Raw genomic sequence first — 23,753 nt, forward strand, 5'->3', positions numbered from 1 at the left:
AATTATCTAATACCGAGCCTCTATTATTTGAAATAAATTATCAATAAGCTGGCTATGACCAGAACGGTTACTCCTGTGCGCATCTTAAAATAAGAGCGGTCCTCATATTGGTGTTTTAACAACCAATAATCCAAACACCAAAGAAGCAGGTAAATGGGGACTAGAAAAGCCGGATAAGTCAATGCCTTACTATTGCCCCATAGGACCCATAGGATCAACACGATTAGAATACTTGCAAGAAGAATTAGGCTGTGAGATGAATCCGAACGCACCACATATCCCCAAATCGTTCCGGCCATAAAACCCGCAATAAGTGTTGCATACGAGTTAAGCAAAGGTTGTATGACACCGAGATAGGGAAGCTCGGTGATTCCTAAAAGAGAGCACAATGCAGCAATAAGAAAAGGGAGGGCTCCTAAATAGGTTAAAAGGATAACGAGACTGTTTTTTTGTGCCATTGCATTTCCCTCTTTCAGCTATTGACTCGTAGGAATATTTTAATTCAAGAATCGTGATTAAATCTCAATAAATAGATTATTCGTCTCAATGTAACAAAAAATCTTTGCTCACGTAAGTTCTATGTTTTTATGAATAGTAACAAAGCCAATTGATCTGCGATTAAATTTAGTGGTTTTTCGATGAAAAATATTGAACTTTTAAACTTCATCAAGCATAGTGAATTTAATTTTCTTTTTGGCGAAATTTCACTATGGGTCATTATTTGGTTATTGCAGCAAGCAGTGCAATTGGTCAATCGGTTACTACTTTGTTGACCAAGCGTGGCGACAAAGTATTTACCACGGCAAGGGATAACCATAAGATTAATCCTGACTTTATACTCGATGCCAGCAATTTTGATGCAGTTACCGAAGTTTTTCATCAAGTGGGCAGCATTGATGGTGTTGTAAATTGCGCCGGTTCATTACTCTTGAAAAGTGCTCATGCGACAAGATTTGAAGACTTCCAGGCCTGCATTAATGCTTCGTTAACCACCTCATTTGCAACGGTCCGTGCTGCAGGTCTGGTGATGAAAAAAGGCGGTTCAGTAGTATTGATTTCATCGGCAGCCGCATTAGTTGGACTTGCAAATCACGAGGCGATTGCCGCCGCAAAGGCGGGAGTTATAGGTCTTGCTCAGGCAGCAGCAGCTACTTATGCCCCTAATAATTTAAGAGTCAATGTGGTGGCACCAGGAATGGTCGCGAGCCCATTGACCTCTCCTTTGTTAACGAATCAATTAGCGCATAATGCATCCAAAGCAATGCACCCTTTAGGACGCATTGGGACGCCAGAAGATATTGCTCAAGCGATTATATTTTTACTCAGTCCAGAAAATAACTGGATAACCGGGCAAGTTCTTGCGGTGGATGGAGGCTTAAGCCATGTCCGACCCAAGATGAAAATTTAATTCACTAATAAAAAACAATTTATGACAAAACTCTGCTTTATTTTAGGCGATCAATTGAGTGACACGTTGTCCGCACTAAGTGACATCAATAGGCATGATGATTGTATACTGATGTGTGAGGTTAAAGAAGAAGCAACTTATGTCAGTCACCATCCTAAAAAAATTGCCTTTTTGTTCTCGGCCATGCGTCATTTTGCTCAATCACTTAAAGATAAAGGGTATTGTGTTTACTACATCAAGTATGATGATCCAGATAATCAGGGAAGTCTGATCAAAGAACTCATGCGGGCCGTTGAAAAAATAAAGCCCTCCGTAGTCAATCTTACAGAGCCAGGGGAATGGCGCATTCTTCAAATGTTTAAGGATCTGCAGAGCAAATTATCGGTTCCATTAAACATTTTCGAGGACAATCGCTTTCTATGCCCAATCAATGAATTTAAAGATTGGGCCAAAGGAAAAAAACAACTGCGCATGGAGTTTTTTTACCGGATGATGCGTCAAAAATATCGGATTTTAATCGATGACAAGGGCAATCCAATCGGGGGCTCTTGGAATTATGATGTGCAAAATCGTAATCCTGCAAAAAACATTTCCTCATTTCCAGAACGCCTGGATTATCCAGAAGATGAGATTACCGCCGAAGTTTTGGAAGTAGTGAAAAAACATTTTTCAAAACATTTTGGTCAATTATACCCCTTTGATTTGGCAGTGACTCGTGCGGATGCGTTATCGGAAGCACATTATTTTATTGAGCATTGCCTCATCTCTTTTGGCAGCTATCAGGATGCCATGCTGACCAATGAAACCACTTTGTATCATTCAAAACTGTCGTTTTATCTTAATGTCGGGCTGTTATTACCTATCGAACTATGTCGTTTTGCAGAACAAGCTTACCTAGAACAAAAGGCACCTCTTAATTCAGTAGAGGGATTTATCCGGCAGATTCTAGGCTGGCGAGAATACATTCGTGGTATTTATTGGCAATTTATGCCCGCCTACAAAGAAATGAATTACTTTCAGGCTACAAGAGATTTACCTGCTTTTTTCTGGGGAGCAAATACTAACATGTTTTGTCTTCAGGAAGTAGTTCGCCAAACTTCCGTAGAAGCTTATTCGCATCATATCCAACGACTCATGATAACCGGTAATTTTGCATTACTTGCGGGCATCAATCCAAAACAAGTCTGTGAGTGGTATCTTGCAGTTTATGCTGATGCCTATGAGTGGGTAGAACTCCCCAACACCCTAGGCATGGCACTTTATGCCGATGGGGGCTTGATGGCAAGTAAGCCCTATGCTGCCAGTGGAAAATACATTCAACGCATGAGTAATTTTTGTGAATCATGCTCCTACAATCCCCATGATTCATTAGGAGAAAAAGCCTGTCCCTTTAATGCATTATATTGGAATTTTCTGAAACAAAATGAAGACAAGTTGAAACAGAATCCTCGACTTCATTATGCTTACATGAATTGGCAAAAAATGGCCCCTGATAAACAAGAAGCCATACAGACTCAGGCACAAGAAATATTATCCGCTTTAGATTCAGGCCGTCTTTAGGCTTGCGTATTAAGAATCCAAATGATCCCATTGAGATAACTTGCAAAAATAAGCCAGAAAAAATAGGGGGTTAGCAGTAAGGTAATTTCTTTTTGCTTATTTTTGATGGTCATTAAAATAAGGGCTGCATTTAAAGCCACCATAACGACTATCCATAAAAAACTAAATCCCAACCAATGCAGTTGAAAAAAAAGTGGTGTACATAGCCAATTCATAATGAGTTGAATGAGATAAAGACGAAGCACTGTTTTATTTTGGGGCTTATGTCGATTTTGCCATAAAGTAAAACCAACAATTGCAAGAAAAGCATATAAGATTGACCACACCAGTGAAAACACCCATCCAGGAGGAGTTAGAATTGATTTATCTAGCCCTTCATACCAAGAATGGATATTCTCTTCGGTCAATAAACCTAAGAACAATCCAATGATCTCGAAAAATAAAATCCAAACAATCAGTTTAATTCCGCTGTCTTTACGCAAAATGCTCTCTCCATAGTTGCATGAGTCCCTCTCGAAATGAAGGATACTGTAAAACAATATTAAGTTCGTTTTTTATTTTTAAATTAGACACACGACGATTGCTCCAATAGAACTCTTGCTCTCTTGGGGATAATGAAGCTTCTTCAAACGGGATTAAAGGCAATGGTGCTTGTTTCAATAACGAAGCAGCATAAGCATCAACCTCATGCGATGCAGCTGGCTCATCATCAGCGACATTGTAGGTAGATAAAGGATGCGGGATCTTTATTGAAGCAAGAAGCACGGACACAATATCATCAACATGGATACGCGAAAAGACCTGACCTTCTTTAAAAATACTGAACTTTTTCCCCGCTACAATTCGCTCAAGCGGATTTCTTTGCGGTCCATAAATTCCTGCTAGCCTGAAGATATGTAAAGGGAGTTGATTGCTTTCTGCATAAGAATACCATGCTTTTTCTGCTTGCAAACGTAAAATTCCAGTGGCGCTCTTGGGTTTACAAATACTCTCTTCATCAACCCAGTTTCCTTGATAATCACCGTAGACACCCGTAGAAGAAAGATAGCCTAACCATTGAATATGCGCCCTATTCTCCCGAATCAATTCTGCATAAGAAGACAACACCAGATCACCCATTCGTGCATCAGGTGGGACACTCATCAGTAAATGAGTGGATTGGCTGAGGTAGTATTCTAGATCTGCAGCCTGAAAATCGATCAGGGTGATTTTTGCAGGATGAGTCATCGCTTTTTGAGGGGCATGGCGTGTTGTTCCAACAACGTTAAACCCGAGTTGAATCAATCGCTGCGCGAGTCGATTTGCGGTATAGCCAAAGCCAAAAATAAAGAAAGATGGCGTCATTAGAGTTCCTTCTTTTTTAACTGATTGTAATAATTTAAAGCCCTCGTTCTGGCCTCATGATGATTAATAATTGGTCTTGGATAGTTTGTAGTTCGATAAATCTTCTCAGAATCAATAGCTTCCCAAGGTGCATGGATTGCTTGACTTTTTAATGGAGCAAGCTCCGGAACCCATTGACGAATATAGCTACCATCCGCATCAAATTTCTGACTTTGTAACACCGGATTGAAAATCCGGAAATAAGGGGCTGCATCGGCACCAGAGCCAGCCACCCATTGCCAACTCGCACTATTATTGGCTAAATCGGCATCGACAAGAGTATCTAAAAACCAATCGGCGCCCAAACGCCAATCAATGAGCAAACCCTTGGTTAAGAATGATGCAGCAATCATACGGACACGATTGTGCATATAGCCTGTTGCCCATAACTCCCTCATGCCGGCATCGATTATTGGATAACCGGTCAAACCTTTTTGCCAACAAGCCAATAATTTCTCATCGTTGTGCCACGGAAATGCATCAAATTCATTCCTGAAATTCTCGAATGGAAGTTTTGGGAAATGATACAGTAAATACACTGAAAACTCTCGCCATCCCAATTCCGAGAGAAAATGGTCGGCAGATGATAAATCACATTTCGGATCGAGTTTTGCCAGTTCGATTGCCCGTACGATGGTCCATGGACTGATTTCACCAAAATGCAGGTGGGGTGATAAACGTGAAGTTGCATTTTTTATCGGAAAATCTCGACTTTTTTTATAATCATTCAGTTGATGTTCTACGAACTCAAGTAATTTTTGTTGCGCCCCCTCTTCTCCTGGAGTCCAATATTCTTTAAATCGCGCAGCCCAATCGATGGTAGGTAATAATTTCCACTCCAAAAGCTTATCGCTTTTCACTTCAATGCCCGCAGGTCGATGTTCTAAATGCATTGCCGCTTGCAGATTAAGATTTTGTTTACAGTGGTTCCAATAGGGCGTAAAAACTTTAAAATAATCACCGTTTTTATTTTTAATTGTCCAAGGTTCATGCAGCACACTTCCGTTAAAACTTAGGGCTTCGATACCCTGTTCCAACAAAGTTGCTTTAATCTTTTTATCACGCAAAATAGCAGCGGGATCATAACAGCGATTCCAATAGACTGAGCTCACAGAAATGTTTTTAATTAAGTCTAAAATAATCTCCAGGGGCTCGCCCTTGCGCAGAATAAGTTTCAATCCAAGTTGTGCCAGGGAGTTACTTAAAGAGGTCAGACTATGATGAAGCCACCACGCTTGTGCTCCTCCTAAAACACTATTTTTTTCATCATAAATATACAGCGGGATCACAAACTGATGCCGAGAACAGGCCTCGATAAACGCAGGGTTATCGTTTAATCTTAAATCGTAACGAAACCAGACTAATGCAATGGTCATATCAATCTCAAACAGAAAACGATAATTCCAAATGTATCAATTTATCTAATAAATTAATAGAAATACGAAGAACCTTAAATCAATATCAAGATTTATTAGTGGAATAACATAAAAAACGGATTCAGTTTGAAAAAATTTTATAATGAAAATCGCTAGTGTAAAACCCATCACCGCAAAATTACATGGAATTTTACTAGAGTCCAACCAGCGACATTCAGAAATGGACCAATGCGACTTCCATAGCCTATAATTTTTCTCCATAACGCCCTATAAACAACGAAAGTCCATAATGCTACAACTGTAATTCACTCGAGGGAACGGACTCAACATCCCAATTGGCGTGGTGTTGTTTTAATCCTTTTTCAAGTGCTGGCGCAAGAAGCTGGGATAAATGGCTTTCCTTATAGTATTTTATGAAACGAGAAGCGTAAGCAAATCGCTCAGTATCCGATATTTTTTTATCCCTAAGATACTTCATAGCTTCCGAGCTTGCAGTGCTAGAAAAAAACCAATTTAAGCCCAATAGGCCGGATAAACCACAGCATCTTGATGATTTATACTGATAATAATCTTTAATAACCGAAGCGATTTCACCAACTGACAGTTTAGGATAATTCTCTTTGCTGTTATACATAAAGCACTCTCCGTGTTGTGCTTGCTCTCTAAATAGCTCTAATTTCGTTTTTTTTGTGCGGCCCGTTTGCTGGAAATTTGATTTTTCTGGTAGGTTGTTGGAGAGAGTTTGAAGCCTAATTGCTCCGTTTTCATGTTCTTGATATTTTTTGAGCGAGTCTAAAAATGAGTGAGTCATGATGGATGCTTCTTTTTTGTTGGCATCAAGATAAATAAGATTAATCTGTAGACTCCCTTTAAAGTCATCCAGCAAACCATCTTCTTTCATTTTATCAGCGACTTCAGGGACTAAAATTGAATTTTTACTTTCATCAGTGACCCTTAGGTGCAAAGACAAATTTTCAAAAAACCTTAAGGTTTCAGTTTTTACCTGTTCAAGCCCCTGAAGGAGCGACTTTTTACCAGGCTTACCCGGGAATAGTACAGAAACTTTGCTGTTGTTCGGTAATTGGCTTAATTTTTTCTCACCATGGTAACAGACTATAACCTCATGATTTTGCTTTGCTTCTAATAATAACCATTCTTCGATGATTTTTTTTAGATTTGGCGGAACTGCTCTCTTTTTAAAAGGAACATATAAATAATGACTCATTCTAAAATCACCCCTTGAAATGTATCATTTAAGTAAAGTTTTGTAATAATTATACAAAAATAAAAAGCAAATGTATAGGATTTGATCTGCATGGAATAAAGATAGGCAACGCTGTTCGGAGTGACCCCTACCTGATGCCCTATTTGAAAAAGGCTTTTGCACTGTTCGTCTGCATTACTTTTACAGTATTCACTCTGATTGTGAGATCGTTGGCGTTGGTATATCCTCTATCCTAAGGAGGATTAGTTCACCACCTAAACCCATGTGGCAATTACTACAAGGTCATACACGCCCTTGTGAGCCTTTGATGATGATTTTTCGAGGTGATTTAAATAACCACTGCTTTGCTGCTGTGCTCACTAATTTTCTCAGTCACTTCGCTCACTACGGGATGCATTCTTCTCTGCTCTGGTAAAAATTGACTCATGATTCGAGCAAAATGATGCATATCGACTGCTTCTTGTATTTTCGATTTTACTTTTCCAAATTCGTTGAGGAAAAGAAACGTACCAAATCTTTTAACACTTCCTGTTGCACTTGGGCATTTATCCAATTAAGTTTCACCTGGGTAGTTAATTGCTCTCGTTGATTCACAAGGAACAAAGTACTATCCCCTTCAGTGAATTTTTTTGTCTCTCCCTGCTGCACCTTTAGTGCCAAAGAGTATTCTTTTTTTAAGAAAGCGACTTGTTGACGCATTCTTCTAATCCCAATATAAAGATTGGTAAGTTCATTTCTAAGCTGCTCATACGTAAACTTTTTTTCCGCTCGTATTTGCTCCAGCTCACTTTGGGTACGAATTAATTTTCCTTTGGCTTCTCGTCGTAATACAGGAAATTTGAACGAAACGCCGATAAAAGCTGCCTGAGGAATTAACGCAGGATATCCGCCACTGCCGTTTTGCTTAAAAGTAGATGCCGTAGCATCCAAATTAGGGAGCAACTCATTTCTCGCTAAATCACGCTTAAGTCTTATTATTTTTGAGTAGTTTCGCAGCTTCTGTAATGCAGGATGGCGAACTAACTGGGGGAAACCTTGGGCTGATTGACGTGGCTGCATCCAACTCTGGGAAGGCAGACTTTGTTCCGATGGAATTTTGGGGTTCCCTCGTTCATCTCGATAATACAAAGATAAATTGATTGCAGCTTGTTCGAATATCATTCTCCCTTGATTAAGCAACTGCTCTCTTTGGACTATTTGTTGTGTGTTTTCAGTGATTGCAAGTCGCGCGAGATCGCCCTGATTTGCTTGCTGTTCAATGGCAACTTGTCGCTTTCGCGCTAATTTTAATAACTCTCTAAAGGTTTTTAATTGCCACCCTGCTTCTACCCATTGCCAATAGGCTTTAATCGTCTCCTGATATATCTTAATTTTTATTGCTTCCATGTCGTGTTTTTTCAACTCAATGGACTCAGCGGTGGTTAATAAATCGGTTCGCTCCTTATCAATCAATCGATCTCGAAGTAAAGGTAATGATAAGCCGGCTCGGTATTCTCCACCTGAATTCGTTAGATAATTTTGATAATAGATAGGCCAGTCCCCATTTCCATTTCGATACCCAGCAAATAATTGGACTCCATTATAAAAAGTAGGAACACTAATCTGGGCATCTCCATAATTATTAATATAACCACCTGCTGGCTGAGATCGAGTGCTTGCATCAAGAGAGGGGTCGAACTTTCCCAATGCACTCAAATGTGCGCCTTGAGCCTTTGTAATTTCCAAACGTGCTATTTTAATTTTGGGATAATACTGAGTAACGCTCTGAAGCACCTTATCCAGGGTTAATTGATGGTCTTCACTAGCCACACTGACAACCGAGGGAAGACAACACATCAAACCTAAAATGAGCTGATATTTAAGACCAGTATGAGTAAAAAATCGAATCATGACGGATTCTTCCCTGGAGTACTTAACGAATTCTTTTCTGGAGTACTTTCGGGCGGAAAGCCATTGAATTGGCGCCACAATTCATACCATAATGGGACTTGGCCTAATTGAACCCAACCATGAACACGCACACCTTGCCTTAAAAATCGAGGTTGAGGCCAAGGCTCATCCGGGACAATGACCGCACGAAATAACCCCATGCCATTGTCGGTGGGATCTATAAAAGCTACCGTACCACCAAAGGTACCTACAGCAATTTCTGGCCAACCTCTAAATTGGATTGCAGGCCATCCTTCAAACTGTAATCGAGCTTTTTGATGAAGTTGAACAAACGGAATATCATTGCCATCAATCCATAACTCCACCGCGCGCGATTGGGTGTCGGGAATAATTTGCGCCAAAACATCTCCTGCTTTAATAACGACACTCTCTTGACCGGTCAACCGTTTAAAAATTACTCCCGCCACATGTGCTTTGATAAGTTGTGTTTGCTGACGGGCGATGCGCACATCAACATCGACTAGATCAATATTTGCCTGCGCTAACTCACTTTGGTATTTCGAGTATTCAATTTGTGCCAATTCAAACTGACGCTTTGAATTAATTCCTTGCTGATACAATCTTTTTTGACGCTCTAGATTGGCTTTTCCGGCGATTATGGATTGCTGCGCTGCCTGTATGCGCAGTTCGATAGCTTTTTTTTCTAATTCCAATCGCTTCAATAATTGAGGATCAATATCGCTGATTTCAACGATAAGATCGCCAGGCTCTACCTTCATTCCCTCATCAACATACCATTTTTTAATGCGTCCATTGATTGGTGAGTTCAATGTATGAAGTCGTTCAGTCGGGGAATAAGCAATCACCTTTCCATTGCCAAGGGCAAACTGTTGCCATGGAGTAAAAATTAAAAACAAAATGAGAATCAATGCAATAAGAACAATGATTTTGGCGATTCTTTGGGGCTTGGGAAGTTTGGCAATCATCGTATAGGCATGTAATTTCATGGAAGCACCGCGTAATTTGATATTTCTGTAAATTCATGAGTTTGGCTAACTAAAATCATCAGGGTATTTTTTAGGTTCAGCAATGGTCCCATGAGCAAGTCAATTTTATCGCGTTCCAATCCATCAAACGTACGGTCAATAATCAGTAATTGAGGCTCAAGCAAAATAATTCGTACTATCATGAGTGCAATCAGCTCAAATTCTGTAAATTCATTTTGCCAATCATATATTACCGCTTTTAAACCTAAAGGTTGATGTACTATTTTTTCAGAAAGTCCGAAATGATTGAGCTGCTCCATCACCTGTTTAGGAGAGATACTCTTATGGTTTAGTACTAAGTTGTCATAAATGGTGCCTACAAACCATTCAGGTCTTCGTAACAATAAACTGTATTGTCGAAGTGCTGCTCGATGCTTTTCATTGCATAGTTGTTGATTAACTTGAACGTGCATATCATATTTTTTTCCAAATCCCAGCAGTGATTCAGAAAATGTTTTGCAATTCTGTGCATCTTGAGAGTAAACAAAAAGAGGATTATTCAAAGAGGCAATTGCGTGACGTTTATTGGCGAATTTTATTTCTATGGTTTGGATTGGCACAAATAAAGCATTCAGATCGATTTTAATTTCTTCCAAGGGTAAATTGAGGACTACATCAATCTTATTCTTGGAGGCAATTAAATCGTAATAATTCTCAAGAAGAACACCAAAGCGCTTAAATGCATAAATCAATGCACCAAGCACAATTTCAGCAGCTACCAGTTGTCCTAAACTCAATTGATTTTTAATCACAAGATATCCTCCTAATCCTAAAAGGAGGCTACTTGAAAACGCAGCCAGCAGATAAAAACCAATTTGATGCTTAATCAGTTGTTTAAAATGAGTCTTTCTTGCATTTAAAAAAGACACCAAATGCTTGTCGGATTGTAATGTGGCGTAGTGATTATAATTACTAAATCGAAATAAAAATCGATTGATTAGAAGTTCTTCAAGCCAGGCACCCACTTGATGCTTTTCGGCGCATTCTTTTTTTGCACTTTCTAATCCTTTACGAAAGGGGATAAAAATAATTAACAAGATACTAAGAATAATAGCTACGTCAAAAATGATAAATAGGGGATGATAAATGAGGAGAAGTAACAACCCCAAAAAAAGCTGTAATCCTAAATTAACCCCATAAAGCAAAAGGCTGGCAAGTGATTTATTGATGGTAGCCACTTCAAAAAAACGATTGACCAGTTCAGGACCATGATGCGTTGAAAAACTATCAAGCGACAGACGGGTAAAATGATTGGTGAGGTTTAGACTTATTTTCACCATCAATTTTTGCTGAATGACTTCAAGAATTACAGTTTGCCAAACATTTAAGGCCCCCAGTGCCGCCATTAAGATGAACACAATCAGACTCAAGGTCAATACAGGCTGCATTAATTTGCCAAAAGCAATTAAATTGATTAATGTCTGTGCTGCAATCGGAATGCTTAATGTGAATAAGCTTGCTATTAAGCTAATGAGTGCAATCGATATCAGGGTGGGTCTATCTAAAACATCAGTAATTGAATTCATTTCTTTACTTATTATCCTTTTTTAATCGTAAAAAACTAGTGTTTTAATTTTTTCAATAAAAAAAACTCAAGGGACTCGATTGCCTTATTGTGCTCTTTCTTTTTTAGCAAGGATACATGAATATCGTTTAATTTAGGTAAAAAATCCTCATCAAGTCGGTCAAGATCATTAGGAATCATGCTGCGTTGTATGGCAGTAATGCCTAACCCTGCGCGCACTGCAGCCATTTTCCCAGTGTAGCTTTGACTACTGAACACAAGACGCCAGTTTAAATGGTGACTCTCTAGAGAATCAATCACGTTTCCACGATAAACACAAGGTGTTGGTGAGAGCACCAGCGGAATTGGTGTGTTTTTATTGAGTTGAGTGAGAAGCTCTCTCTTCCCCACCCAATCGACTGACTCATTCCACACATCGACACCCTCAGCAATTTGATTTCTTTGATTTGTTTTAATCAATATCAAATCAAAATCGCCGTGGTTAAAACGTTCGATTAAATTAAGAGTCAGTTCACACTCAACATTCAGCATCACCCGTGGATGCAGTCGTGAAAACTCCACCAACACATCCGATAAAAACATTGACGCAAAATCCTCAGGCAAACCAAATCGAAGTTCCCCATGGAGTTCTGGGGCCTTGAATCGGTCAAGTGATTCGCGATGCAGTTCATAAATTCTTTTGGCATAACCTAAAAAAAGCTCGCCATCAGGGGTTAGCGACAGCTCGCGTCCGCGAAGAATTAAGGGTTTTTCAATCAACTGCTCCAGTTTTGCAATCTGCTGACTCACTGCGGATTGAGTGCGTCCAATCCGAACGGCTGCTTTTGTAAAACTTCTGGTTTCTGCAACCGCCAAAAAGCATTGCAAGGTTACGGTATCAAGGCTCATTAGAAATCCTAATCAAAGATATAAAAATTATTAATTTTACTAATATAAGTTTATCTTATATATTTCCATTGTAGCAAAACATTTTCTAATGAGGAATGCTGTGAATACAATAATACTTTTTTTATCTGGCGCGCTTCTGGCATGCCCAACCCTCGCCCTGTTCATTAACTGTTTTAGTGGCAGGAAAAGAGCTGCCTCTGCTGCTCGCTGGGCCGGTGCATTGATTGGTTTTGGATTTGTAATCGGTGTTATTTTGTTAAGCTGTTTGCGCTTTTCAGAAATGCCGATGATTTATCTACTCACCAGCCTGAATACCTTAGCCCTGTTATTATGTACTTTAGTTTTATTGGTGAGCTTTATTGTTCATCGATTTTCACTAAGGTACATGGATGGCGACCGGCTCTATTCGCGTTATTTTTGCACCCTGTCAGCGATTACGCTTAGTGCTGTAGTTATGGTTCTTGCCGATAACCTTTTTCTGTTTTGGTGCTCCTGGTCACTCAGCAACCTCTTATTAATTGCTTTAATGGTTCACAAGAGCGAATGGACCGCGGCAAGAAATTCAGGACGGCTCACCCTCAATACCTTATTAGTAGGAAGTATCAGCTTGCTAGCTGCTTTTATCTTAATCACCTTAAGCACTGATACTGCATCCATCCAAGCTATCAATCAGACAGATATAGTAAGTTCCGCAGTGTTTATGCCAGCGATGACGTTGATGACACTCACGGCATTAACTCAATCAGCCATTTGGCCGTTTCATCGCTGGTTGATTAGCTCTTTAAATTCACCAACCCCGGTTTCCGCGCTGATGCATGCAGGCCTTGTCAACGGCGGTGGCATCCTCATTGTCAAATTTGCCCCGCTCTTTGCCGCATCCAGTCACTTACTCATGACTGTATTCATTCTGGGAACCCTCTCAGCATTTTTAGGAACCTTTTGGAAGCTCATGCAGCATGACATCAAGAAAATGCTGGCTTGCTCCACTTTAGCGCAAATGGGATTTATGATGATGCAATGCGGTCTGGGATTATTTGCCGCCGCTGTAGCTCACTTATGTTGGCATGGCTTATTTAAAGCTTATTTATTCCTCAATTCGGGCTCTGCGATTGCTCAAAAAAGGAATGAACCTAAAGCCACTGGATACAAACCGCTTCTCTTTTTAATTGCGTGCAGTGGCGGCTTCTTAGGAATGCTGGGTTTTGCATTCATGACGAATAAGCCAATCCTGTCTCTGCAGGCAACCTCATTCTTACTGGTATTTGCATTCATTGCCGGAACACAACTGATGCTCACAGTAATGAACAATCGCTTGTCCATCATTAACATGACACTTGGACTTTTGATGGCTTCCTTAGCGGGATTGATATATGGAGCAAGCATTCATCTGATTGAAGCGCTTCTTCCTAACTTAACCCAGTATTACTTACCCAAGCTATCAATACTGCATCTGATTGCTTTAGTTCTGCTTGTACTCCCCTGGCTGCTGTTTAACCTTGGGTTTACGAAAAAAATTAAAGATTCAAATTTCTGGTGCTGGCTGTACATGAACCTATTCAATCTAAGCCAACCCGCCCCCAAAACGGTAACCACATTACGGTCTGATTATAAATACTAATTATCCTGAGGAGTAACCATGAGCAGAGCAAAAGCAATGGCGAATAAAGAAAAATTAAATGAGCAGCCTTTGAAAACAACGGCTTCAGTCAAAACGCCAAATAAGAAACTCGAAGTCCGTGCATTAGTGGATAACGCTGCCCAACGGATTGCCCCGGTTTGGCCGCTAGAAACGTTTATCGCATGCAACCCCTTACAAGGATTTGAAGCGCAAAATTTTGAAGAGGCTTTAGCACAAGGCGGATTTCGACGAAAGGAAGTTTCCCGCAATCGCGCTTTAGAAAACGTCAACCTGCAGATGATTAAATGGTGTGGTGGTTTCTTTGATGCCGGACAAGGTGCTATTGAAATGCCCTATCGAGAAAAAGGGTTCTATTTTGGATTTTTGAAACTCGCGTGTTTTGACAAAAAACTTCATGAGAATAAGAAAGAGACAAAACAATGGTTAATGAGCTTGCCTGAATCTGCTGAAGAGGCAATCATTCTTTGCCTGCAAAAACTTAATGTGCCCAGAGACAAAGCAGAAGAATTCATCACCCAAACCTTTCTTTATCTGCCAGGTTGGGCGGGTTTTGTGAAATGGAAAACCCACTGGCACAATCCTACAACAGAAGACAAAATACCGGTTACACTCACAGACTTTCTTGCGGTGCGCCTGGTTATTACCTGTTTGCTCTGGCCCGAAGCGGGTCTGGAAAAAAAAAGCGAAGGAGATGGTTCTTTGGTTCAGGAGGCGCTTAAAAAAATAAAACGCAATGAAAAACACTACGAGGAGGCATTGCTTGAGACCTTGTTACCTGCAGTCAATCAGCGGACAACCAAGACTCAAAGAGCAGATGCGCAACTGGTCTTTTGTATTGATGTCCGCTCTGAACCTATTCGTAGGGCTATAGAGAAGCTGGGAAATTATGAAACTTTAGGATTTGCCGGCTTTTTTGGGATACCTATTCGTGTGCAAGAGTTTGAGAGTGGCAAAACAAAAGATTGTTGCCCGGTATTATTAAAGCCCCGTTATCGTGTCGATGAAAAACCAAGCGCCGCAAATAAGGCCTTTATTGAGCAACACCAACAGGGGAAAACGGTTAAGACCACTCTTGGCAAAGTCTATCAAGAGTTAAAATATAATTTTGCAACCCCTTTTGCTTTGGTTGAAACCCTTGGGGCTTGGTGTGGCCTGAAGATGGTGCTGCAATCGTTAGCGCCTAACTATACCAAGAAAACAAGTCAAGCTCTAAATCACTTAATTGTCCCCAAAATCCATACAGAGCCCTCGTTTGAATTAAATGAGACTAATTTGGAGCAAGGCATCGCGTTAAGCGAGCAGATTGACTATGCCGAAACGGTATTACGCCTCATGGGGCTCTCTTCAGGTTTTGCAAAAGTGATTGTCCTTTGCGGTCATGGAAGTTCCACCGAAAATAATCCCTATGCATCGGCTCTAGATTGTGGTGCCTGCGGCGGGAATCCTGGAGGCATTAACGCGAAACTCTTGGCAGCAATTCTTAATAAAACGGAAGTAAGAAGGGGATTAGAGGATAAAGGAATTCACATTCCAATCGATACCGTGTTTTATGGTGCTCTTCACAACACCACCACCGACTCTATTGCGCTTTATAACCTAAAATCAAGTAAGGTCATTTATCCAGCGCTGCTCAATCAGTTACTTGCCGATTTGGAGGAAGCAAAATCGAGCAATAATCTGGAACGGGGTCGCAAATTAAATTCAAAACATGCAGAACAAGACATTCTGCGAAGAAGTCAGGATTGGTCTGAAACACGCCCTGAATGGGGTCTTGCCCGCAATGCTGCTTTTATTGTGGCGCCCCGTTCTTTAACTAAAAATATCAATCTTGATGGTCGATGCTTTTTACATTCCTATGACTGGGAACAAGACCCCGAAGGAAGTTTCCTGGAAACAATCCTCACCGCACCCATGGTGGTTGCTCAATGGATTAATACCCAATATTTATTTTCAACCCTTGATAATGTTGCTTACGGCAGTGGCAGCAAAATCACTCACAATGTCACGGGCAAAATGGGTATCATGCAGGGCAATGGCAGTGATTTAATGCATGGACTTCCTTTGCAATCCGTGATGAGAAGTGATGAAACCCCTTACCATCAGCCACAACGCCTGTTGACTGTAGTCCATGCACCCAAAGCGCTCGTCTCAAGCATCATTGAGCGTCAAGCGATTTTAAAAACATTGTTCTTCAATGAATGGGTTCATCTTATCATCATTGAACCAAGTGATGGTCAAGCCTACAAACTGAATCAAAATGGCAGTTGGATTTTAGCTCGCTAATGAGGAGAAAAAAATGAAGGTGATTAAAGTTCAAGAAAGAAAGGATATTGGCATTAACCTCCACCCTATGAAAAAAATAGAAATAATCGTATCTGGTGAGCATGAACAGCTCATCAGTTCGATGATGGAAGAGGCAAAAGTCACAGGGTTTACCCTGTTTCGCAACATTTCAGGTAAAGGCCATAATGGATTTCATGAAGGAAAAATATTATTCAACGACCGAGCGTCGCTGATTATGTTTCTTGCCGTAGCTCCGGAAGAAGTCATAGCAACCCTTGCATTAGGAATGAAAACCTTATTTCAGCAGAATTCGGGGGTCATGTTTGTTTCCGATGTTGATGTGGCACGTATGGATTATTTCCATTCCATCACTGGAGCCTGATCATGCACTATCGCAATCAGTCGGTTTTGCTGGCCTCAAAACATGAGAAAGAAAAAGCAATTGCCAAAGCTTTTTTTGATACACTCTCGTGCACATTGGATGTACATGATTTCGATACCGACCAATTTGGGACTTTTACTGGTGAAATAGCAAGGACATTAAGCCCCTATGATACCTGTATTTTAAAAGCAAAACGTGCTGCAGAGCACTACGGTTATGAATTAGCAATTGCGAGTGAAGGAAGTTTTGGTCCGCATCCTGCATTTCCCTTTATTCCCAGCGACCATGAAATCATGGTATTTTTAGATCTCAAAAACAATTGGGTGATTGCAGAGCAATTGACAACAACCAAAACAAACTATCGTATGATGACCATAACCCCAAAAACAGAGCTTGACGAATTTTTAGTAAAAGCCGGTTTTCCCGAGCATGCTCTAACCCTGCAAACCAACAAAGATAAAGCGGTTATTGCCAAAGGAATCAGAGACAAGGAGGCCCTCGAGACCGCATTGTCTCTTGGCTTCCAACAAGAAAATGAACTCTTTCTTGCAACGGATATGAGAGCCATGATGAATCCCTTGAGGATGCAGGCGATTTCTGAACTCGCAGAAAAACTAGCTCATCGAATTCAATGTTGTTGCCCCAATTGTGGTGCTCCTGGTTTTGGGTTTAAAGAAACCTCAGGCAGTCTTCCTTGCAATGATTGCACATCCCCGACCTCCTTCTACCTGCACGAAGTTTGGGGCTGCATTCAATGTGATTATCGGGAGACTCACCCCAGGAAAGACGGGTTAGAAGCAGCTGAGCCGCAATATTGTGATTATTGTAACCCTTAAAAAAAGTAACCCGATTAGGAGTATATTGAAATGCAAGAAAAACCTTTAGTTGGCATCATTATGGGCTCTCAAAGTGATTGGCCGATACTCTCTGAGAGCGCAAAAACACTAAAGGGCTTGAAGATTTCCTTTGACGCAGACATTGTATCGGCACATCGGACACCAGACAAACTCCATGACTACGCACGAAATGCGGAAAAACGCGGAATACAGATTATTATTGCGGGTGCTGGAGGCGCGGCTCATCTTCCAGGAATGATGGCCGCAATGACCAGACTTCCTGTTTTGGGTGTCCCAATACCTTCTTCTTTACTTGATGGCTTGGACTCCCTGCTTTCCATAGTACAGATGCCGGCAGGGATACCGGTTGGTACATTAGCAGTCGGCAAAGCAGGCGCAATTAATGCAGCTCTTTTAGCAGCCGCAATCCTTGCCAACAATAACCCGGAGATTTGCGAACGCTTAAATCAATACCGGGCGCAACAAACCCAAAAGGTTCTTGATAACAGCAAACCCCAATTGGAGTCATTATGAAACTCGGTATTTTAGGTGGCGGGCAACTCGCAAAAATGCTGGTTTTGGCAGCCCACTCGTTAGGAATTAGTACGGTATGCTTATCTCCCGATCCTAATCCTTGTGTGCGCCATTTAACTCGCCTCATTTCAGCATCATTTGATGACGAAAAAGCACTTACTGCGTTTTGTAATGAAGTTGATTGCGTCACATTTGAAACGGAAAACATTCCCTTGGCTTGTGCTGAGTTCATTGCCAAAAAAGTTCCATTTTATCCCTCTACCAAAGCGCTGCAGATCACTCAAGATCGCTTTTTGGAAAAATCATTTTTAAACTCATTAAAAATAAAAACGGCTCGTTTTACCGCGATTGAAACGCTTAAGGAACTGCAGGATGCCTTTGTCAGCTGGAATAGCTCTGCCATTTTGAAAACAAGACGATTAGGCTACGATGGCAAAGGACAATATGTTCTGCATGAGCAGTCTGACATAGCAACTGCCTGGGAATTGATGCAGTCTCGTGATTTGATTTTGGAGCAGTTTGTTCCTTTTGAGGAGGAGCTATCGCTTATTGCCGTGAGAAATCAGCAAGAAGAGGTTCAATTTTATCCTCTCATCAGAAATCAACATCATCAGGGCATCCTTCAGTGGTCCGAAGCCCCGTTAGACAATAATTTATTGCAACAAAAAGCCCAAGACATTGCGAGCAAGATTATGGATTCTTTAAGCTATGTCGGCGTCATAACCATCGAATTTTTTCACCACAAGGGCGAACTGATAGTCAATGAAATTGCTCCAAGAGTCCATAATTCTGGGCATCTAACCATTGAAGGGGCAATAACCAGTCAGTTTGAAAATCATTTACGTGCGGTATTTGCTTTACCTTTGGGCCTTACGGAGCTTATGAGCAAGTGCTTTTTGGTCAACTGCCTTGGCAAGATGCCCCCCATCCAAGCGTGCCTGGAAATACCAGGTGCCCATTATCATGATTATGGTAAAACGTCTCAGCCGAAGCGCAAGGTTGGCCATGTTACTTTAGTCGATAAAAATCCTGAGCGGTACCAGGACAGCAAGCTGAAGCTCATCAAAATGCAAAAGGAGTGCGCCATCGCTGGTGGATAATCTATGACAGGTAAGATCAACGGGTAAAAATAATGTTCATCGATCAACAAAAAAGTATTAGAAAAAACTTTGCAATAAGGAGGTGTTACATCAAAAAATTTGATTCGTACTGAGAGTAAATGTTTATGATTTATTAAATAAGCTAGGCTGAATTTAAGGACTATTTGAAATTGCTTTAATCAGAAAATAGTCTAATCTTCAAATGATGTTAAAACTCATAAGGATATCAAAATGAAATTAATTAAACAGTTGTTCTTAGTTGCACTCATTTCCCTCTACAGCTTCGCAGCAAGCGCAAACGATACAATCGTTAACGTTGCTGAAGGCAATAAAGATTTTTCAACTCTTGTTTCTTTACTTAAAAAAGCAGGGCTTGTCAGTGCACTTGAGGGTAAAGGACCTTTCACGGTTTTTGCACCAACCAATGAGGCTTTTGCCAGTGTTCCAAAAGCTGATTTAGATGCCCTTCTCGCAAATCCTGAGAAGCTGAAGGCTGTTTTACTTTATCACGTCGTCAGTGGAGACGTTACTTCTGATAAAATTAAGCCAGGAATGGTTAAAACACTCAGCGGGCAAGATGTTGATGTAACGGTTAAAGAGGGTAAAGTGTTTGTCAATAATGCCGAGGTTGTCAAAGCTGATGTGAAAGCGTCTAATGGCGTGATTCACGTTATCGATCACGTTTTAATTCCTAAAGAGTAGTTGTTTTTAGATGGCACTCATTTTCCTTGAGTGCCATCTCATCAAAAGACCCTCATTTTTAAGCATGCTCAGAATAAAACACTATCAAATTTCGTTTGCATGACCTTACTGCTTTTAATGCAGCACTCACACGTTCAATTTATCCAGAATAAATGATATATACTATTTAATAAGTGTTTTTCTTAATATTGTAAATTTGCAAGCGAGGGAATATTAATGATTCCGCCTGAAAAACCCAAAAATGAAGCGGAACGTTTAGCAACGCTTTACAAATTGCACATCCTCGATACGGAGAAAGAGGAGCGTTTCGATCGAGTAACACGTATTGCGCGCAAACTTTTTGAGGTCCCTATTTCGGCCATATCTTTTCTTGAAGCTGACCGCCAATGGATGAAATCTACTCAAGGATTGAATATAAAAGAAGCTGCGCGCGAAACTTCTTTTTGTGGTCATGTTATTCTTTCCGATAAAATTATGGTAGTTGAAGATGCTGCTCAAGATGAGCGATTTTATGATAATCCTTTTGTCTTAAAAAAACCCAATTTCAGATTTTATTTAGGATGTCCTTTGCAAGTTAAAGGCTACAATGTGGGCGTATTTTGTTTAATCGACAACAAGCCGAGATCGAAATTGGAAATTGATCAAAAAATGGTAAATGACCTGGCGCGAATGGTGGAAATGGATTTAGAGCAATTACAGGTTTCCATGACTGATGAATTAACCGGTTTATCGAACCGCAGAGGTTTTTTAAAATTAGCCGACTATTTGTTTCAAAAATGCCAACGTGAAAATCAAGTTTTTACCCTGTTATTTTTTGATTTAGATAAATTTAAGCAGATTAATGATGAATTCGGACATTTGGAGGGTGACAAGGTTTTAAAGACTTTTGCGAACGCTCTTCTCCAGAACTTTCGATATTACGATATAATTGCACGTTTGGGTGGTGATGAATTTTGTGTATTTTGTTCAGGCTTACAGCGAAAATATGTCACTGGAATCATTCAACGCCTAAAAGACTCCTTGGAATCTGCAAAAATCAAGGATCATCCGATTCAATTTAGTGTCGGTATTATCGAATACAATCAAAAAGAACATCAAACACTTGAGGATATGATAACTCTTGCCGATTCTAAAATGTATGATTCTAAAAATAGTAAAGGATGAGGGATTTGATCACAGCGAGGGGGAAGGCCTTGAATTGTGACTTTTCAAAACTGCAGTCGTAATTTTTTGACGCTTTGATTCACCCTCGAATAAAGCAAGCAAAAATACCCCCCAATTTCCTCTCCATTCAAGGCCTGCCCCCATGGCGTATTTATTTAAAATTGTATCGTTACCCCAAAGAGGAAATCTTTTTAATTTTGTTCAAATTAGAACGTTGATCTGATTAAAGAAGAAACCCAAAGATAGAAATTAAAATGAGAAAACTCATTGCAATAATTAAGTTGGATACCACCACTGGATTTCTCCAGGAATTCACTGTGAATGGTGTAGTTATCTTATAAATAATTTGAATCGTAAGTAATGTAATGATGATTTGCGAATTAGGCATTAAAATTAATGCGATAGATAAGACCAGAATAGCTAGATAAATTGATAGTAATATTTGTCTTGCTGGGGTTTTGGGCCCATATGCTTGGATAATCCAATGAGCGTCTAAAATAAAACCGACGATCACCGGTAGAAGAACCACTATGTTGATAGCAAGCGCGATGATTAATATTAAATTCATTTTCGATTGATCTTGATTTTCTAAACTTATCCTATAAAGTGAAAACATTAACAAAGCACCCCTCCAAAATCCAGACAATTTTATTAACCTAACGGGATTCTTTTTCAAATTAATTTAGAGCGGAAAATGTATGGACGAAATCAGTTATCATTATGAGGCAGGTGTAAAACAAGCTGAGTTGGACCTAGTCGAAAAAGCTCATATCGCAGCGGAAGCGGAACATGGTATTGTTTGTAATTATGCATTATTTTACATTGCAGCTAGAGATGAAGAGAATCATTTAGTTGGGCTATTGACCGCGTACACTGCCTTTGCAGAAATTTACGTGGAAGATCTGTGGGTGCACGCCAATTATCGAAAGCATAAAATTGGGAGCACGCTTCTTGAAACTCTTGAAAATAAGTTCAAAGGCAAAGGTTATAATAATATCAACTTGGTAACCAGTGCATTTCAAGCTCCAGAGTTTTATAAAAAATGCGGCTATGAGGTGGAGTTTGTTCGAGAAAATAAACATAATCCAAAACTAACTAAAACATTTTTTATTAAATATTTTGAGGATGATGTTCAACATCAAGGTATTATTTCAACTAATAACCAATGATAAAAAGCTGCGTTAGCTTACCGGGTCAGGCCTTAAATTGTAAAATTTTTTGAATTTTTAAATTGAGGCATCCAATAAATTTCCTTTTAATTTCTTTATCCTGGCAAATGAAGAGAAAGTGATACATTTGTGAGAGAATCTATCGTTTTAAGCGCTTTAACTTTAGTTTCCCAAGCAAATAAGGGATAGAGCACCAACCGATAATGCCCTCTAAAATCAATACAACACCCAATGTGATATAAAAAAACTTTCCCATTCCAAAGATCGCAGCCAGACACAATACAGCACCAAATATTGTACGGTTTATCCGATCTGTTTTATCTATATTACATGCAAATTTCATTTCAATTCCTTTATCATTCAATTCTAAATTAACTTCAGAGCCAGCATCGTTGTTTCCTTTACTCCTTTGTCCTTCTCACTTCGATGCCTCACGAGCAAGGCCTTGGATTGTAAATTTTCGAAACCGAAGTCGTAATTTTTGACTCCTTTACTCACACTAGAATAATGCAAGCAAAAATAACCCCCAATTTCTTCACCATTCAAGGCCTGAACCCATGAAGCATTTTCCAATAGAAATTTTCTACAATAGAATCATTAATTGTAGTAATACTGCGGTTGTGAGACGTAGTATTCCTCATCTTCATTGCTGTAGGATTCTATTTCTTTCTTTTCCTGCTCTCTTTTATAATAAGCTCTTTCCAGCAAACGAAATTGTTCCTGTTCAACCTCTAATCGTGTTTGCTCACTCTGAGACGGTCCATTCTCTTTATCATTTTTTGCTGAGGCATATAAAGACAACCGACCCAACATATTTCGGGTACTATCCGGGCCACTTCCTGCCTCTTGGATTTTTAATTCAATTTTCGCCTCCAGAAACAATGCCATCCATGCCGCTAGGGATTCTTTCATAAGCGGTACGCGATCAGCAGTCTTTAATTGTAACAGGTTACTGATAATTTGAGTCGCTTTCATATGGGACTGAGAACCTAAGGTCCAAATTCCAGCACGCAATGCGCCCTCATGGCTTAAGGACAAGAGATATAAAAGATCAACTCCATTATACTTGGTTGCCAAAGTTAATTTATGTTCTGCTATAAAATCTATAAAATCCTGGCCTAAATTGAGCTCTTCTGCCGTAACTGGACAAGTTCCCTTATATTCTGGTGAGTAAATAATTGGGGCAACTGCCTTATAATGAGCTTCTTTTTCCGGTGATTGTAGATGAGCGGGGAATGAATAATAAACCAACTCGTCAATGGATTCTGTTGTACAGATTCGACCATTTGTTTCATAGTAATAACGCATTTATTTTCCTTTCTAAAAAATTCCAAGCCAATATAACATATTTGTATCCAATTAGACCAAAATAAGACAGATGGTTTATCTGCTCCTTTGACTTGATACGTGTTGTTGACTTATAACTCTGCTAATTATCAAGAACTACTCCTTGACTCGCTGTCTTTTATGTACTCAGCCTAAGGGGTGAGACCTTGAATTGTGAATTGCTCATTAAAGGTAAATTAAGTTCACAATTCAAGGCCTGCCCCATTAAGTAAGTAAGCATTGTTGATATTTCTTTACAGAAAAACTTAAGCTGCTAGAATCCGCAAAAACAGTGATATGTCGCGGAAAATTATGTA

The 23,753-nt window shown here is 39.9% G+C and carries 23 protein-coding genes; 11 read left to right on the plus strand and 12 right to left on the minus strand.

From position 1 onward, the window contains the following. Nucleotides 1-23 precede the first annotated feature (23 nt). Nucleotides 24-458, minus strand: a complete 435-nt coding sequence (locus OQJ13_RS07760; RefSeq protein ID WP_265710309.1) for a DUF3429 domain-containing protein — start codon at nt 456-458, stop codon at nt 24-26. 251 nt (nt 459-709) lie between these two features. Between OQJ13_RS07760 and OQJ13_RS07765 the strand changes: the two genes are divergently transcribed. Both OQJ13_RS07765 and OQJ13_RS07770 read left to right on the plus strand, forming a co-directional pair. After that, complete coding sequence (locus tag OQJ13_RS07765) at nt 710-1,408, plus strand: SDR family NAD(P)-dependent oxidoreductase (RefSeq protein WP_265710310.1); 699 nt, start codon at nt 710-712, stop codon at nt 1,406-1,408. 21 nt (nt 1,409-1,429) lie between these two features. Then, complete coding sequence (locus OQJ13_RS07770; protein ID WP_265710311.1) at nt 1,430-2,968, plus strand: cryptochrome/photolyase family protein; 1,539 nt, start codon at nt 1,430-1,432, stop codon at nt 2,966-2,968. Here the strand turns inward: OQJ13_RS07770 and OQJ13_RS07775 are convergent. From OQJ13_RS07775 to OQJ13_RS07810, 8 genes are all read right to left on the minus strand, one after another. Beyond that, nucleotides 2,965-3,450: a TspO/MBR family protein gene (locus OQJ13_RS07775; RefSeq protein WP_265710312.1), complete on the minus strand. Its 486-nt coding sequence runs from the start codon at nt 3,448-3,450 to the stop codon at nt 2,965-2,967. The genes OQJ13_RS07770 and OQJ13_RS07775 overlap by 4 nt on opposite strands. Continuing rightward, nucleotides 3,443-4,312, minus strand: a complete 870-nt coding sequence (locus OQJ13_RS07780) for an SDR family oxidoreductase (protein WP_265710313.1) — start codon at nt 4,310-4,312, stop codon at nt 3,443-3,445. The genes OQJ13_RS07775 and OQJ13_RS07780 overlap by 8 nt, the downstream gene beginning before the upstream one ends. Continuing rightward, nucleotides 4,312-5,727, minus strand: a complete 1,416-nt coding sequence (locus tag OQJ13_RS07785; protein ID WP_265710314.1) for a cryptochrome/photolyase family protein — start codon at nt 5,725-5,727, stop codon at nt 4,312-4,314. The genes OQJ13_RS07780 and OQJ13_RS07785 overlap by 1 nt, the downstream gene beginning before the upstream one ends. A 292-nt stretch (nt 5,728-6,019) precedes the next feature. After that, nucleotides 6,020-6,952, minus strand: coding sequence for a hypothetical protein (locus OQJ13_RS07790; protein WP_265710315.1), 933 nt, complete (start codon nt 6,950-6,952; stop codon nt 6,020-6,022). Between the two features lie 474 nt (nt 6,953-7,426). Further along, entirely contained in the window at nt 7,427-8,788 is a 1,362-nt protein-coding gene (locus OQJ13_RS07795) for a TolC family protein (RefSeq protein WP_265711909.1), read from the minus strand. Between the two features lie 50 nt (nt 8,789-8,838). After that, a complete protein-coding gene (locus tag OQJ13_RS07800; RefSeq protein ID WP_265710316.1) occupies nt 8,839-9,849 on the minus strand; it encodes an HlyD family secretion protein in 1,011 nt (336 codons plus the stop codon). Continuing rightward, entirely contained in the window at nt 9,846-11,414 is a 1,569-nt protein-coding gene (locus OQJ13_RS07805; RefSeq protein WP_265710317.1) for an ABC transporter transmembrane domain-containing protein, read from the minus strand. The genes OQJ13_RS07800 and OQJ13_RS07805 overlap by 4 nt, the downstream gene beginning before the upstream one ends. Before the next feature lie 35 nt (nt 11,415-11,449). Next, nucleotides 11,450-12,301 carry a LysR substrate-binding domain-containing protein gene (locus OQJ13_RS07810; protein WP_265710318.1) on the minus strand — a complete coding sequence of 284 codons (852 nt, stop codon included), beginning with the start codon at nt 12,299-12,301 and terminating at the stop codon, nt 11,450-11,452. Nucleotides 12,302-12,401: 100 nt separating this feature from the next. On the opposite strand from OQJ13_RS07810, the gene OQJ13_RS07815 reads away from it, so the two are divergent. The 8 genes from OQJ13_RS07815 to OQJ13_RS07850 all read left to right on the plus strand — a co-directional run bounded on the left by OQJ13_RS07815 (nt 12,402) and on the right by OQJ13_RS07850 (nt 20,941). Further along, entirely contained in the window at nt 12,402-13,919 is a 1,518-nt protein-coding gene (locus OQJ13_RS07815; protein ID WP_265710319.1) for a proton-conducting transporter membrane subunit, read from the plus strand. An 18-nt stretch (nt 13,920-13,937) separates the two neighbouring features. Further along, nucleotides 13,938-16,223 carry a DUF2309 domain-containing protein gene (locus OQJ13_RS07820; protein WP_265710320.1) on the plus strand — a complete coding sequence of 762 codons (2,286 nt, stop codon included), beginning with the start codon at nt 13,938-13,940 and terminating at the stop codon, nt 16,221-16,223. A 13-nt stretch (nt 16,224-16,236) separates the two neighbouring features. Further along, nucleotides 16,237-16,605 (plus strand): P-II family nitrogen regulator, encoded by a 369-nt coding sequence (locus tag OQJ13_RS07825; RefSeq protein ID WP_058476080.1) that lies wholly within the window; start codon nt 16,237-16,239, stop codon nt 16,603-16,605. 2 nt (nt 16,606-16,607) lie between these two features. Next, nucleotides 16,608-17,441, plus strand: a complete 834-nt coding sequence (locus OQJ13_RS07830) for a DUF6671 family protein (protein WP_265710321.1) — start codon at nt 16,608-16,610, stop codon at nt 17,439-17,441. A 30-nt stretch (nt 17,442-17,471) separates the two neighbouring features. Continuing rightward, complete coding sequence (purE, locus tag OQJ13_RS07835; protein ID WP_265710322.1) at nt 17,472-17,975, plus strand: 5-(carboxyamino)imidazole ribonucleotide mutase; 504 nt, start codon at nt 17,472-17,474, stop codon at nt 17,973-17,975. Then, on the plus strand, nt 17,972-19,075 hold the full coding sequence (locus OQJ13_RS07840; RefSeq protein ID WP_265710323.1) for a 5-(carboxyamino)imidazole ribonucleotide synthase: 1,104 nt from the start codon (nt 17,972-17,974) through the stop codon (nt 19,073-19,075). Before purE ends, OQJ13_RS07840 begins: the two co-directional genes overlap by 4 nt. 231 nt (nt 19,076-19,306) lie before the next feature. Next, nucleotides 19,307-19,777: a fasciclin domain-containing protein gene (locus OQJ13_RS07845; protein ID WP_265710324.1), complete on the plus strand. Its 471-nt coding sequence runs from the start codon at nt 19,307-19,309 to the stop codon at nt 19,775-19,777. Between the two features lie 216 nt (nt 19,778-19,993). Continuing rightward, nucleotides 19,994-20,941, plus strand: coding sequence for a sensor domain-containing diguanylate cyclase (locus OQJ13_RS07850; RefSeq protein WP_265710325.1), 948 nt, complete (start codon nt 19,994-19,996; stop codon nt 20,939-20,941). Nucleotides 20,942-21,164: 223 nt separating this feature from the next. Here the strand turns inward: OQJ13_RS07850 and OQJ13_RS07855 are convergent, their stop codons facing one another. Next, entirely contained in the window at nt 21,165-21,509 is a 345-nt protein-coding gene (locus OQJ13_RS07855) for a hypothetical protein (RefSeq protein ID WP_265710326.1), read from the minus strand. Nucleotides 21,510-21,639: 130 nt separating this feature from the next. Between OQJ13_RS07855 and OQJ13_RS07860 the strand changes: the two genes are divergently transcribed. Continuing rightward, the gene (locus OQJ13_RS07860; protein WP_265710327.1) at nt 21,640-22,110 is read left to right on the plus strand and encodes a GNAT family N-acetyltransferase; all 471 of its coding nucleotides are present in this window, start codon (nt 21,640-21,642) and stop codon (nt 22,108-22,110) included. A 139-nt stretch (nt 22,111-22,249) separates the two neighbouring features. Here OQJ13_RS07860 and OQJ13_RS07865 read toward each other — a convergent pair whose 3' ends face one another. Further along, nucleotides 22,250-22,453: a DUF2892 domain-containing protein gene (locus tag OQJ13_RS07865; protein WP_265710328.1), complete on the minus strand. Its 204-nt coding sequence runs from the start codon at nt 22,451-22,453 to the stop codon at nt 22,250-22,252. Between the two features lie 254 nt (nt 22,454-22,707). Further along, on the minus strand, nt 22,708-23,418 hold the full coding sequence (locus tag OQJ13_RS07870) for a hypothetical protein (RefSeq protein WP_265710329.1): 711 nt from the start codon (nt 23,416-23,418) through the stop codon (nt 22,708-22,710). Nucleotides 23,419-23,753: the final 335 nt, after the last annotated feature.

This window comes from Legionella sp. PATHC035 (assembly GCF_026191115.1).
In the GTDB taxonomy this organism is placed as follows: Bacteria; Pseudomonadota; Gammaproteobacteria; order Legionellales; family Legionellaceae; genus Legionella.